Raw genomic sequence first — 13509 nt, 5'->3', positions numbered from 1 at the left:
TTATATAAATCAAAGCATGTCAATAGTTTCCGCGACCCTGTTGCCTGATCGCGTGGCAGCCTCGGTACCCCAATTGAGATTATCAGCATAAGCACCTGCAAAATGTATTCGACCATGAGATTGTATTATGTGCGGCCAAAATTTATGAAGTTCCCCAATTGGAAATGCTGTTCTTTCACAATTTGATGAATATTTTTGTTTGGTCCAGTCCCTACCAACAGCCAATTCGATAGAATCACCATTTCCTGGATAGGATGCACGAAAGGCGGCCAACGCCCGCTTTGGGGACACACCACCCGGTCCTGTTCCCAAAACAATCACCCTATGAGTATCCACTTCTTCGGCAGATTGCCATACCTCCCATAAATCAGGATGCCCCAAACTCATGTTAATGTCTTTATAACCATCTTTTTCCCAAAACCTTGAACTCGCCTGAAAAACAAAACGCTGGTATGAATCATAGGTTATATTTTCATTGACGAATTGCTTTTCTTTTGGCAAAGCCGGCTGAATAGGTATATTTTTGAGGGTAGGAAGAGGAATACAATTCACAAAATAATCAGCGGTAATTTCTTTTACCTCCCCTTGTTGTTTATATTTTACACTTACACTGGTTTCCCCATTTTCAATAGAAGTGATAGGACAATTCAACCACACTCTAGAACCCAATCTTTTTGCAAAGGCATTTGGCAACATCTGGTTTCCTCCTTTTAAACGAAAAACCTCTGTTGGGTATGTGGCAACTCCCCTCATTTTTAGTATGGCGGCATACCATAGTTCGTAAAGAGCAGAGGAATTATTCCCGCCCAAAAACTTTAATGCTGTCTCTGATGCCCCTTCCTTTTTATAAATATCAGACATTGGAATATTGTCCAAGGCATCATGGCCAACTCCGAAAGGTTGGTATTCATCTTTGAATGCATCCAAGTACGGTTTCGTGAAGAGTGATTTTAACTCTGGCCATGGATTCTTGGATAGATGTTTTATTTCTCTTTTATTAAAACCAAAGTTTTTTAACACAGAAGGGTCCTTGAGCATCTGTTCTGTGTAGAATTTCCCATTTATTTTTCTTTTTAGATTTTTTCTTCTTGGGTAGGGCAGGGCTGTAATATCGAATTCATCAAGATAATTCCAATATCTTTCATAGCCTGGTTTTACAATATGTTCCTGTCCAAAATCTCCATATAGTCCATCTGAAAGTTCGTCCCTTGTAGTATACACATGGCCTCCATGTCTACCTGATGCTTCCAATACAATTACTTCGTGCCCCTTTTTCATTAATTCATATGCACTGCATAACCCACCAATCCCTGCGCCGCCTACAATGACTTTTTTTGAAACTCCTGAAGGTTTTGATTTGAACTCAAATTCTTCCTGTGCCTCATTGGCGGCTAATGTATTAATAGGTAAGACAGTTGCCCCAACTCCTGCGGTTACCACATTTTTCATAAAAGTTCTTCTTTTCAGATGGCTCATAAATTGGGTGTTAGGTTATAAAAAGGTTTTTAATGTCTTTGATAAAAAGGAAAATACAAATTTTTAGACATATATGGTATCCTTTCACCAGCTTTTCCATTTATTCCAATAGCTTCAATGTTCTCAGCTACAGCATTTTAATAGGTGTCTCACTTGGGGGTAATTGGACCATATTGTCTTAAAAGACCAAATCCCTAGAATTAATAGAATTGATTGTTCTACTTCGAGTATTTGCAATCAAATCTATATTATTAAATAGGTTTTCAGTAGAGGCCCATAAAAACTGTTATCTTAGGACGTATAATTAAAAAAAAACAAAAATGCCATGGCTAATCACTATATCGACCTGGATACCCTTAAATTTATACTTTATAAGGTACATGACCTTCAAAGTGTTTTAGATCAAGACCGTTATGCTGATTATGATCAGGCCTCAGTAGAGCTTTTGTTGAATTCTGTTAAGGATTTTTCTGACAGGGAGTTATTTCCTTTCTTCAAGGAGATGGATGAAAATCCCGCGCATTTCAAGAACGGAGAGATTGTTGTGCATCCGCAGATAACTAAATATATGAAGGATGGGGGCGATATGGGTTTTATTGCTGGGTCTTTTTCCTATGAAAATGGGGGTATGCAATTACCCGGAATGGTGTCCCATGCATCTGCTTTTATTCAGGATGCTGCCAATAACCACATGCCTGGGTATATTGGTTTGACAGTAGGTGCTGCGGAACTGATTACTCATTTTGCCAACCAAGAATTGAACGATACCTATGTGCCCAATATGCTTTCCGGGCAGTGGGGAGGCACCATGTGTTTAACCGAACCACAAGCGGGTAGTTCGTTATCTGATATTGTTACTTCTGCAACTCTTGATGGAGATTCATATAAGATTCATGGGCAAAAAATCTTCATTTCAGGAGGGGACTATCAAGGCGCCGAAAATATTGTGCATTTGGTGTTGGCCCGTATTAAAGGTGCACCAGCAGGTACGAAAGGAATATCTTTGTTTGTCGTTCCTAAAAAAAGACCGATTGATGATGATTTAATCCCGAACGATGTAACGACCGTCGCCGATTTTCAAAAGATGGGTCAGAAGGGTTATTGCACCACGCACTTGTTTTTCGGAGATAAGAATGATTGCCAAGGTTGGCTTGTAGGTGAGGCCAATAAAGGATTAAAATATATGTTCCTGATGATGAACGGGGCAAGAATCGGAGTAGGTAGAGGTGCAGCTGCGATTGCTACGGCCGCCTATCATGCTTCATTGAATTATGCGAATGAAAGACCACAAGGGCGTCAATTAACAAGAACGGGCAAGAAAGATGTAAATCAAGAACAGACCTTAATAATAAACCATCCAGATGTTCGACGAATGTTGCTGCTGCAAAAAGCAGTTTCGGAAGGTTCTTTGAGCCTGGTCTTGTTGACTGCAAAGTATCATGATCTTTCGATTGCAAGTGCAAATGCTGATTTACGTGAAAAATATAGGTTGTTGTTGGAAATAATGACTCCAGTAGTAAAAACTTATCCATCAGAAATGGGGAAATCTGCTGTTGATAATGGAGTTCAGGTTTTAGGAGGATATGGTTTCTGCTCTGATTACATCTTACAACAATATTTGAGGGACATCCGAATTTTTGCCATTTACGAAGGAACAACGGGAATCCAATCCCAAGATTTACTAGGCCGAAAAATCACCATGGATAATGGGAAGGCCTTGCAATTGTTATCCGAGGAAATTCAGGGTTCCATAAAAGAGGCGATGGCGCATGAATCCTTAGTACCCTATGCCAAAAAGTTGGGCGGGAAACTTGCATTGACGCAGCAAGTATTACAATCCCTGATGGGCTTTGCCATGAAAGGGGATTATCAGCGTTTCTTAGCAGATGCCACTCCCTTTATGGAGTTCTTTAGCAACATCCTAATAGGATGGTTGTGGTTGGATACGGCCCGTGAAGCTCAAAATGCTTTGGTAAATGGGAGTAAAGAACATAGCACTGATTTCTATGAGAGTAAAATCCATACTATGGAATTCTATTTCAAATATGAACTCCCGAAAACAACAGGCCTAGCCGAAATCTTAATGGATAAGCAAGCCTTGACCCTAAACACTGATAAAAAGATTTTTGAATAACTTAATCTTTAAATATATCCACTATCAAGAGGGATTTAGGAATGTGAAAAATCCAAAATAAATAATGAAGAACTAAAGAAATGATAAAACAAAAATTCGACCTCACCGGAAAAGTGGCCATCATAACTGGTTCCAGTAAAGGAATAGGCTTATCAATTGCCAGAGGATTAGCAGAGAATGGAGCTAAAGTTGTTATCAGTAGCAGAAAACAAGATGCAGTTGATACAGTTGCTGAAGAATTCAGGGATGCAGGTCTAGAGGCAGTTGGAATTGCCTGTCACATCGGAGATGGGGAACAACGTAAAGCATTGATTGAAAAGACGATGGATAAGTATGGTCGAATTGATATTTTGGTAAACAATGCGGCAATAAACCCCTATTACGGCCCCTTGGAAGGTTCTGATGAAGTGGTGTTCGATAAGATTATGGAAGTAAATGTCAAGGCACCTTGGTTGCTTTCAAATTTGGCCCTCACGCACATGAAAGAAAAAGGGGGTGGTAGTATTATTAATATTTCCTCAGTAGAAGGTTTACGCCCAGGATTTGGTTTAGGACTTTACAGTGCTACTAAATCCGCTTTGATCATGCTTACAAAAAACCAGGCAAAAGAATGGGGTCGTTATGGGGTCCGTGCAAATGTACTATGCCCTGGTCTAATCAAGACCAAATTTAGCCAAGGCCTTTGGGCAGACGAAAAATTGGTCAGCGGGTTTACCAAAGCTTTACCATTGAATCGTATAGCAGCTCCTGATGAAATGGCGGGCATGGTTATGCTTTTGGCTTCTGATGCAGGATCTTATATGACAGGCGGGGTATATGTTGCTGATGGAGGTTATATGATTTCAGGATAACTTTTAACGGTTGTAAAATAGCGATACTATGAATTTTGAATACAGCGAAAAATCCATTGCCTTGCAGGAAAAGCTAAAGCTTTTTATAGCAAATAACATACATCCTTTTCAGGAGGAGGTCAAGGCATTCCACTACAACCCGGTAAATGCATGGAAAAAATGGCCAGGCCTTGATACATTAAAAGAAAAGGCAAAAAAAGAAGGGCTATGGAATTTATTTTTACCCAAAAACTATGGTGACTTGAGCCCAGGACTTACCAATCTCGAATATGCGCCATTGGCAGAAATTATGGGTCGAATTCTTTGGTCTTCGGAAGTATTTAACTGCAGTCCACCAGATACTGGAAATATGGAAGTATTGGCCAAATATGGTAATCAAAAACAAAAGGATGAATGGCTAAACCCTTTGATGAACGGAGTAATCAGATCCGCATTTTTGATGACTGAACCTGATGTGGCTTCCTCTGATGCTACCAATATTGAAACGGCCATTGTTGCTGATGGAGATGATTATGTGATTACCGGAAAAAAATGGTGGTCCTCAGGGGCGATGGATCCCAATTGTAAGATTGCTATAGTCATGGGGAAGACCGATTTTGAGGCACCAAGGCATCTTCAGCAAAGTATGATATTAGTTCCCATGGATACTCCAGGATTAACGATTGTACGTCCATTAAGTGTTTTCGGATACAACGACTCCCCAGAGGGACATGCAGAAATAATCTTGGATAAAGTTCGCGTGCCCAAAGCAAATCTCATATTGGAAGAAGGGAAAGGATTTGAGATTGCCCAAGGGCGATTGGGGCCTGGACGAATACATCATTGTATGCGTTTGATAGGGATGGCACAAAAATCTATGGAATTGATGTCACAAAGAGCTTCTGAACGAAGCCCGTTTGGTAGAACCTTGGATACCTATAGTAGTATACGCCAAGAAATTGCACAGTCGCGATGTGAGATTGAGCAAACAAGACTTTTGGTGCTGTCGGCAGCTGATAAAATGGACAAGGTTGGTAATAAGGAAGCTAAAGACCTGATTGCCATGATTAAAATTGTGGCACCCAATATGGCTTTGAATGTGATTGATAGAGCCATTCAAATCATGGGAGGTAAAGGGGTTTGCAGTGATACACCTCTTGCACATTTTTATGCTTCAGCAAGAACCTTGCGATTGGCAGACGGACCAGATGAAGTACACATGAGTCAACTAGGAAAAAACACAATAAAAAAATATTCGAATACATAAGATGTCTGAAAAAGAATTGACCAAAACAGTTCGTAAAGGGGAAGAACTTCAAGAAGAAAACTTGAAGCGGTTTTTGGTACAACAAAAATTGATCAATACGGAAAATAGTCAATTGATTGTAAGTCAGTTCTATAATGGGTATTCCAATCTAACCTATTTACTAAAAATAGAAGAAAAGGAATATGTACTACGTCGCCCGCCTTTTTCGGCCCCAAAAAGGGGACATGATATGGGCAGGGAATTTAGAGTACTACATAATTTACATAAGATTTTCAACAAAACACCAAAGGCCTATGTGCATTCAAATGATGTGGAAATACTGGGCGCGCCTTTTTATATAATGAGCAAAGTAGAGGGAATCATTTTAACGGCTAACGAGGCTCATGAACGCAAGATAACTCCCACTGATTTTAAAACCATAGCGGATACTTGGTTAGATACCTTTGTAGAACTACACCAAGTGGACTATAGAGCAGCCGGACTTGAATCTTTGGGCAGACCTGAAGGTTATGTCGAAAGGCAAGTGACGAACTGGGGAAAACAATATCTTGCAGCGGCAACGGAAAAGGTTGATTCTGCACACAAGGTCATGAAGTGGATGCTGGACCAGCAACCCAAACAATATGATTTTAGCCTGATCCACAATGATTATAAATATGACAATATTGTTTTTTCCGATGATAAATGGAAGAAAGTAGAAGCTATATTAGACTGGGAAATGTGCACTTTAGGAGACCCATTAATGGACCTAGGAACTTCTTTGGCATATTGGACAACCTCAAAAGACGCTGATTTTATAAAACACGGTCTACCTTCCCCAACGGTTATGGAAGGCAACCCTTCCCGCTCAGAAATAGTGCAACAGTACGCACTAAAAAGCGGTAGAGATATAGACCATTTGACCTTCTATTTTGCCTACGGACTTTTTAAGATTGCTGTGATTGCACAACAAATTTATTATCGTTTTAAACATGGGCATACCACCGACCCTCGCTTTGCCCAGTTGAACAAAGTCTCGGCCTTATGTTGTGATACGGCTTGGCAAGCGATTCAGAAAAAACGAATTGACAATCTATACTAAAGTTTTAATACCTATGGAATTGGAAAACAAAGTGGTAGTCATAACAGGTGCGGGCAGTGGAATTGGAGCAGCAACGGCTTCGTTGTTCGCAGCACAAGGGGCAAAAGTCATAGTAGCGGACCTTAATATGGAAAGAGCCCAGGATGTGGTTGGCAGGATCAAAAAAGCCGGCGGTACCTCATTGGCCTTTAAAACCAATGTTACAAAGTTTGATGAAATCGAAGTCTTGATATCCAAAACCATAAAAGAATATAGCCGATTGGATGTTATGGTAAATAATGCAGGCATTGGGGGTGAAAATCAAAAAAAGACAGCCGACCATACTCATGAAGATTGGCACAATGTCATTGCTGTGAATCAAACGGGGGTGTTTTATTGCATGCAAGTGGCTTTACGACAAATGATGAAGCAAGGCTATGGCAACATAGTGAATGTGGCCTCCCTGGCTGGTCTAAAACCATCAGGATACAACCTTTCTTACAGTGCTAGTAAATACGCAGTTGTAGGCATGACCAAATCGGCTGCCCTAGAATATGGACGTAAAAATATAAGGATCAATGCGGTATGCCCAGGATATACCAATTCCGCACTTCTGAAAAAATTATTGAGCTCGAAACCGAATATGGGAGATAGGCTAAAACGACTCATTCCTATGGGCAGGTTCGGAGAGGCGGCAGAGATTGCAGAGGCCATTGTTTGGCTAGCTTCTGACAATTCTAAATATGTTACTGGCCAAACCATTACCCTAGACGGAGGAACTTCTTTGCATTAACTATTAGGAATAAATCTAAAATGAATACACTCAAACTCATAAAAAAAGAAGATTATAGTATTGTTCAAATGAATCGTGGAAAGGTGAACGCCATTAATCATGAAATGGTAAAAGAACTTAGACAAACGTTCCAAGAATTTAAGAATGATCCGGAAGTCAAAGGTGTAATCCTTACGGGGCAGCCACATTATTTTTCTGCCGGTTTGGATCTAATCGAACTAATTCAGTATAATGAACATCAAATCAATGATTTCTTTGGAGACTTCGGAACACTTTTTCAGGAACTCGCACAGTTCCCAAAACCTCTTATTTCAGCAATTACCGGTCATTCCCCGGCAGGAGGTTGCGTTCTAGCCGTAACATGTGATAATCGCTATATGGCAAAAGGGGATCAATATGTAATTGGGCTCAATGAGGTTGCTGTAAACATTCAAATTTCCCAAAACTTGACTGAAGCTTATGCTTTTTGGATGGGGGAAGGTTTGGCAAATCGCTATATCTTGGAAGGTAAATTGCTCTCAGGAAAGGAAGCTGTATCCGCTGGTTTGGTTGATGATTTGGTTCCTTTAGAACAAGTACTTGGCCATGCAGAACTTAAAATGCAGCAGTATATGAAGGCGGATCAAGAAATATGGGTCAATACTAAAAAGAAACTTAGAAAACATTGGCTTGCCAAGCTTGACCAGGACCCGAATACGTCGCTTAAGGAAGCAGCAACTTTGTGGTGGAAACCCGAAATTAGAACGAAGATGGAGGCTTATGTAGAAAGCTTTTCCAATAAAAAGAAAACATAAAAGACATGAATAAACAATTACTATTTGTAAAAAGACCGCAGGGCCAGGCTGATGCTTCAACCTGGTCATTGGAAACCAATCCTATTCCCGAAATAAACGAGGGTGAGATTTTGGTGAAGCAACATTTTATTTCATTAGACCCTGCCATGCGTGGCTGGATGAATGAAGGTAAATCCTATATTGAACCCATGGCTATAGGTTCGGTCATGCGGGCCGGGTCTGTAGGGGAAGTTGTAGCGGCAAAAAATCACCCAAAATTTAAAGTGGGTGATTATGTCTCTGGCTTTGGTGGCGTTCAGCAATATGCAGTATCAGATGGTAATGGTCTATATTCTGTTGATCCCAAGTTAGCACCCCTTCCCACATATATCGGTACCTTGGGAATGCCTGGGATGACCGCCTATTTTGGTATTCTGGAAGTTGGTAAAATCAAAGAAGGAGATACTGTAGTTGTTTCTGGAGCAGCAGGAGCCGTAGGGAGCATAGTGGGGCAAATTGCTAAAATCAAAGGATGTACCGTTATCGGAATTGCCGGTGGTGCGGATAAATGCAAATATATTGTGGAAGAATTGGGCTTTGATGGAGCCATTGACTACAAAAACGAAGATGTAAATAGTAGATTGAAAGAAGAATGTCCTAAAGGTTTAGACGTTTATTTCGATAATGTGGGTGGTGAGATTCTTGACTGTGCACTTGCCAGATTGCGAATGAATGCTAGGATTGTTATCTGTGGAGCCATTTCACAGTACAATAATAAGACGGCAATAAAAGGGCCTAGCAATTATCTTTCCTTATTGGTCAACCGTGCAACAATGCAAGGTATGGTCGTATTCGATTGGGCAAATAGATATGGCGAAGCCGCCATGGCCATGGGTACCTGGCTTGCGGAAGGAAAATTGAAAAGTCGTGAGGCAATATTTAATGGGATAGAAAATTTTCCGCAAACCTACAACAGACTTTTTTCTGGGGATAAACTAGGTAAATTAGTATTAAAGGTAATAGAAGATCAATAACGGATGAAGGCTATACGATGCAAAAAATATGGTCCGCCGTCATCTTTGATACTGGAAGAAATGGCAAGTTTAGAGCCTGGGGCCAAAGAGGTTGTAGTAAGTGTTAAAGCTTGCGGAATAAATTTTCCCGATACTTTGATCATCCAGGGATTATATCAACTTAAACCAGAATTACCATTTACTCCAGGTAGCGATATTGCGGGAATCGTAAAAGAAGTTGGGGAAGGGGTAAATCACCTTACCGTCGGGGATGAAGTTTTCGGATTTGTGGCCTATGGAGCGTTTGCTGAAGAGGTTATTGTGCCTTCCAATGCTTGTTTTCCTAAGCCCAAAAAAATGGATTATCCAGTGGCGGCATCGTTTATGATGGCATACGGTACTTCTTATCATGCCCTGAAAGATCGTGCTAAGTTAAAAGAGGGTGAAACATTATTGGTATTAGGCGCTGCTGGTGGCGTTGGTCTTGCGGCAGTTGAGTTGGGCAAGTTGATGGGAGCTGAAGTAATTGCGGCCGCTTCAACAGATGAAAAATTGGAACTGTGTAGTGAATATGGTGCTGATGAGACTATCAATTACAGTAAACAGGATTTGAAGGCCACTATAAAGGAACTCACTGGGGGCAAGGGGGTCGATGTAATTTATGACCCTGTTGGTGGGATATACACTGAAAAGGCTTTTAGGGCTATCGCTTGGAATGGAAGATTCCTAGTTGTTGGTTTTGCGGCAGGAACTATCCCCAAGATGCCTCTAAACCTTCCTTTGCTAAAAGGGGCTTCTATTGTTGGGGTGTTCTGGGGCGGTTTTGCTATTGGTAATCCAAAGGCGAATATGCAGAATACCAAGGCTTTGATGCAGCTTTATGAAGAAGGAAAAATAAAACCCCATATCCATAGAATTTATAAACTTGCCGATGCACCAAAAGCCCTTGAAGAGATGATGAATCGTAAAGTACGGGGTAAGCTTGTAGTTCAAATGGAATAACTTTTGTTCGATAGAAAAATATAAGTAATAATTGTAAAAACACATTATATGAGATTAAAAGACAAGATTGCTGTTGTTACGGGTGGCGCTCGTGGTATTGGTCAGGCCGTATCCGAACTATTTGCTAAGGAAGGGGCCACGGTAATAATCATGGATCTTTTACCTCAGGGACAGGCGGTGGCAGAAGGCATAATAGCATCAGGTGGAAAGGCGGAATACCATTCGCTTTCGGTTACGAATAAGTCTGACGTCGAAGGGGTTTTTTCTAGTGTAAATGATAAATATGGCAAGATTGATATTCTAATCAATAATGCTGGAATCACACGGGACCGTACACTGGAAAAAATGAGCGAGGCCGAATGGGATGCCGTTATTGAGGTAAACCTTAAGGGTGTTTTTATATGTACGCAAGCCGTAGTACCTTATATGAAAGCCAGCAAATACGGTAGAATTGTCAGTGCAGCATCCAATGTAGGACTTCGTGGTAATTTTGGACAGACAAATTATGCTGCGACCAAAGCGGGGGTTATTGCCATGGCCAAAACTTGGACTGTGGAATTTGGGAAGTACGGTATTACAGCCAATGCTATTGCTCCTGGTTTTACCATGACCGATATGGTGAAGCAAATACCAGAGGAGCATTTTGAAGCAATAAAAGCAAGTATACCACTGCGTACGGTAGCACAACCCATAGATATCGCTTATGGTTATCTCTATCTCGCTTCTGATGAAGCACGGTTTGTTTCAGGTATTTGTCTTACCATAGATGGAGGAACGTCTAGATAAAAAGAGAATTATGGCAAAACTGGAACTAGAAAATTTCGAATCTTTTAAGGCATTGGAAGGTAAGCCATTCCCGAATGGAGATTGGCTTGTTGTCACCCAGGAAATGATAAATGATTTTGCAAAAGCAACCATGGATTTTCAATGGATTCATGTTGATGTGGAAAAGGCTGAAAAACATTCTCCTTTCAAAAAACCTGTTGCACATGGTTTTATGTCAGTTTCTCTATTGTCAAAACTACTTAGTGATATAGTGTATATAAAATCTGTCACTATGGGGGTAAACTATGGTTTGAATAAAGTCCGTTTTCCAAGCCCTGTTCTAGTGGATAGCCATGTTCGATTAACAGGTGGTATTCAAACAATTGAACCTTACCGGGAAAATGGTTTAAAAGTTATTTGGAACTGTGAGGTGGAAATAGAAGGAAGTGATAAACCGGCCTGTGTGGCGGAATTTATCTCTCTTATGTTTGAGTAGAGGATAAGGAAACTGAAAGGGCTTAAGGACTTATATTTTTTTTGTAAATTCAAAGAAACCAATCATATACCAAACAAATGACTCGTCTTTTTGATCTCCTCTACCATCAATTACAAAACCATCCTTTAGAAGCTGCCGTTAGTGGGCGTGATGCCACAGGTAATTGGAAATCGTATAGTACCCAAGAACTCTTTGATGCCTCGGAACAGGCGGCTTCGGGTTTATTAAAGTTGGGGCTACAACGTGGAGACAAAGTTGCAATTGTGGCTTATAAAAATAGGCCAGAATGGTTGATTATGGATTTTGCCGTACAAATGGCTGGCATGATCAGTATTCCATTATACCCGACAATAAGTAGTTCGGAATATGAGTATATTTTAAATGAAGCGGAGGTCAAAGCTGCATTCTGTGGTGGTCTTGATCTTTATAATAAGTTGTCGAGTGCACAAAAGAGTGTTCCCAGTTTAATTCATATTTACACTTTTGATGAAGCAAGTGGAAACCCTTTCTGGGAATCTATATTTGATACTGAAAGCTTGACTGAAGTAGAAAAGATTAGGCGGACGATAAAAAGTGAGGACCTGGTTACCATTATTTACACTTCTGGTACCACAGGCAACCCAAAAGGAGTCATGTTATCGCATGGTAATATAATGCATGTAATTATTAAAACAGGGGCACTTCTACCTACTAAAGAGGGTGAAAAAGTAATCAGTTTTCTACCATTGTGTCATATTTTTGAAAGAGCAGTTTCGTTCGCCTACTGTTATAGAAATGTATCTGTTTACTTTTGTGGCACAGACAATCTTAGTGGCCCGAACGGTGATTTAATCGATGTTAGGCCGGTTGCCTTTACTACGGTACCCAGACTTCTTGAAAAAATTTACGAGGCCATTTATAATAAGGGCCTGGCTTTGGAAGGGATTAAAAGAAAGTTATTCTTTTGGGCGTTGAGTCTTTCCGATGCCTATGAGCTTGAACAAAAACTTTCTTTTACAGCTAAAATCAAATGGAAAATTGCTGATAAATTGATTTTTAGTAAATGGAGAGATGCGCTAGGAGGAAATATAAAATTGATTTTTACAGGAGCAGCACCTTGCCCCTTAAAGATTATGCGGGTCTTTTGTGCTGCGGGCATCTCAATACGGGAAGGTTATGGTCTTACGGAAACTGCGCCGACCTTGACCGCAAATAGTATAGATCCCAATGGTGCTGTCCTAGGTACCGTAGGAACAGTAATTGAGGGCGTGGAGTTACTAATCGATAAATCGGATGGCAACTACAATGAAGATGAAGGTGAAATTCTGGTCATTGGACCTAATGTTATGTCTGGTTATTATAAAAAACCTGAAATCAATGCGCAGGTTTTTAAAGAAATTGATGGCAAAAAATGGTTTTGTACCGGGGACATTGGTAAATTGGTCAAAGGCCCCAATGGGCAAGACTTTTTAAAGATAACGGATAGAAAAAAAGAATTATTAAAGACATCAGGAGGTAAATATGTTGCTCCAGCTCCCATAGAGAATAGAATCAAAGAAGATTTCCTGATTGAACAAATGATGGTTGTGGGCGACAAACAGAAATATGTTTCTGCACTCATCGTTCCTGCCGAAGAAGCCTTAAAAAATTGGTGTCAACATAAAAAATTGGAATGGACCAACCTACAAGAAATGGTATCGCATAAGAAAGTAATTAAAAAGTATCAGAAAATAATCGATAAATACAATCCGGAATTTAGCCATATTGAACAAATCAAGAAGTTTTGCTTGGTCTCTTCTCCATGGTTACCCCTGCATGAAGATCAGTCAGAAGCAGAATTGACCCCAACATTAAAACTGAAAAGAAGGGTAATACGTGAGAAGTTCAAAGCTGAAATATCTGAAATATATATTTAAGAGTT

Annotated in this window: 12 protein-coding genes; 11 read left to right on the top strand and 1 reads right to left on the bottom strand. The window is 40.3% G+C overall.

Annotation, left to right across the window (positions count from 1 at the left end; all coding sequences use genetic code 11):
• Nucleotides 1-9: 9 nt before the first annotated feature.
• Nucleotides 10-1476, bottom strand: coding sequence for a flavin monoamine oxidase family protein (locus tag FB2170_RS15595; protein WP_041632904.1), 1467 nt, complete (start codon nt 1474-1476; stop codon nt 10-12).
• A 325-nt stretch (nt 1477-1801) separates the two neighbouring features.
• Between FB2170_RS15595 and FB2170_RS15590 the strand changes: the two genes are divergently transcribed.
• The 11 genes from FB2170_RS15590 to FB2170_RS15540 all read left to right on the top strand — a co-directional run bounded on the left by FB2170_RS15590 (nt 1802) and on the right by FB2170_RS15540 (nt 13504).
• Complete coding sequence (locus FB2170_RS15590) at nt 1802-3610, top strand: acyl-CoA dehydrogenase (RefSeq protein WP_013307563.1); 1809 nt, start codon at nt 1802-1804, stop codon at nt 3608-3610.
• A gap of 80 nt (nt 3611-3690) precedes the next feature.
• Nucleotides 3691-4461, top strand: a complete 771-nt coding sequence (locus FB2170_RS15585; RefSeq protein ID WP_013307562.1) for a glucose 1-dehydrogenase — start codon at nt 3691-3693, stop codon at nt 4459-4461.
• 28 nt (nt 4462-4489) lie between these two features.
• Entirely contained in the window at nt 4490-5707 is a 1218-nt protein-coding gene (locus tag FB2170_RS15580) for an acyl-CoA dehydrogenase family protein (RefSeq protein WP_013307561.1), read from the top strand.
• A 1-nt stretch (nt 5708) separates the two neighbouring features.
• Nucleotides 5709-6788 carry a phosphotransferase family protein gene (locus tag FB2170_RS15575; RefSeq protein WP_013307560.1) on the top strand — a complete coding sequence of 360 codons (1080 nt, stop codon included), beginning with the start codon at nt 5709-5711 and terminating at the stop codon, nt 6786-6788.
• 13 nt (nt 6789-6801) lie between these two features.
• Nucleotides 6802-7560 carry an SDR family NAD(P)-dependent oxidoreductase gene (locus FB2170_RS15570; RefSeq protein WP_013307559.1) on the top strand — a complete coding sequence of 253 codons (759 nt, stop codon included), beginning with the start codon at nt 6802-6804 and terminating at the stop codon, nt 7558-7560.
• A 20-nt stretch (nt 7561-7580) separates the two neighbouring features.
• Nucleotides 7581-8354: an enoyl-CoA hydratase/isomerase family protein gene (locus FB2170_RS15565; protein WP_013307558.1), complete on the top strand. Its 774-nt coding sequence runs from the start codon at nt 7581-7583 to the stop codon at nt 8352-8354.
• A 5-nt stretch (nt 8355-8359) separates the two neighbouring features.
• Nucleotides 8360-9367, top strand: a complete 1008-nt coding sequence (locus FB2170_RS15560) for an NADP-dependent oxidoreductase (protein WP_013307557.1) — start codon at nt 8360-8362, stop codon at nt 9365-9367.
• 3 nt (nt 9368-9370) lie between these two features.
• Nucleotides 9371-10348: an NADPH:quinone oxidoreductase family protein gene (locus FB2170_RS15555; RefSeq protein WP_013307556.1), complete on the top strand. Its 978-nt coding sequence runs from the start codon at nt 9371-9373 to the stop codon at nt 10346-10348.
• Between the two features lie 48 nt (nt 10349-10396).
• Nucleotides 10397-11134, top strand: coding sequence for an SDR family NAD(P)-dependent oxidoreductase (locus FB2170_RS15550; RefSeq protein WP_013307555.1), 738 nt, complete (start codon nt 10397-10399; stop codon nt 11132-11134).
• A 10-nt stretch (nt 11135-11144) separates the two neighbouring features.
• Nucleotides 11145-11609 (top strand): MaoC family dehydratase, encoded by a 465-nt coding sequence (locus tag FB2170_RS15545; RefSeq protein ID WP_041633270.1) that lies wholly within the window; start codon nt 11145-11147, stop codon nt 11607-11609.
• Between the two features lie 77 nt (nt 11610-11686).
• Complete coding sequence (locus FB2170_RS15540; RefSeq protein ID WP_013307553.1) at nt 11687-13504, top strand: AMP-dependent synthetase/ligase; 1818 nt, start codon at nt 11687-11689, stop codon at nt 13502-13504.
• Nucleotides 13505-13509 lie beyond the last annotated feature (5 nt).

Origin of the sequence: Maribacter sp. HTCC2170 (genome assembly GCF_000153165.2) — a bacterium.
Lineage (GTDB): Bacteria > Bacteroidota > Bacteroidia > Flavobacteriales > Flavobacteriaceae > Maribacter_A.
The sequence above is the reverse complement of the archived record's forward strand: the minus strand, read 5'-3'. Positions and strand labels throughout refer to the sequence as shown.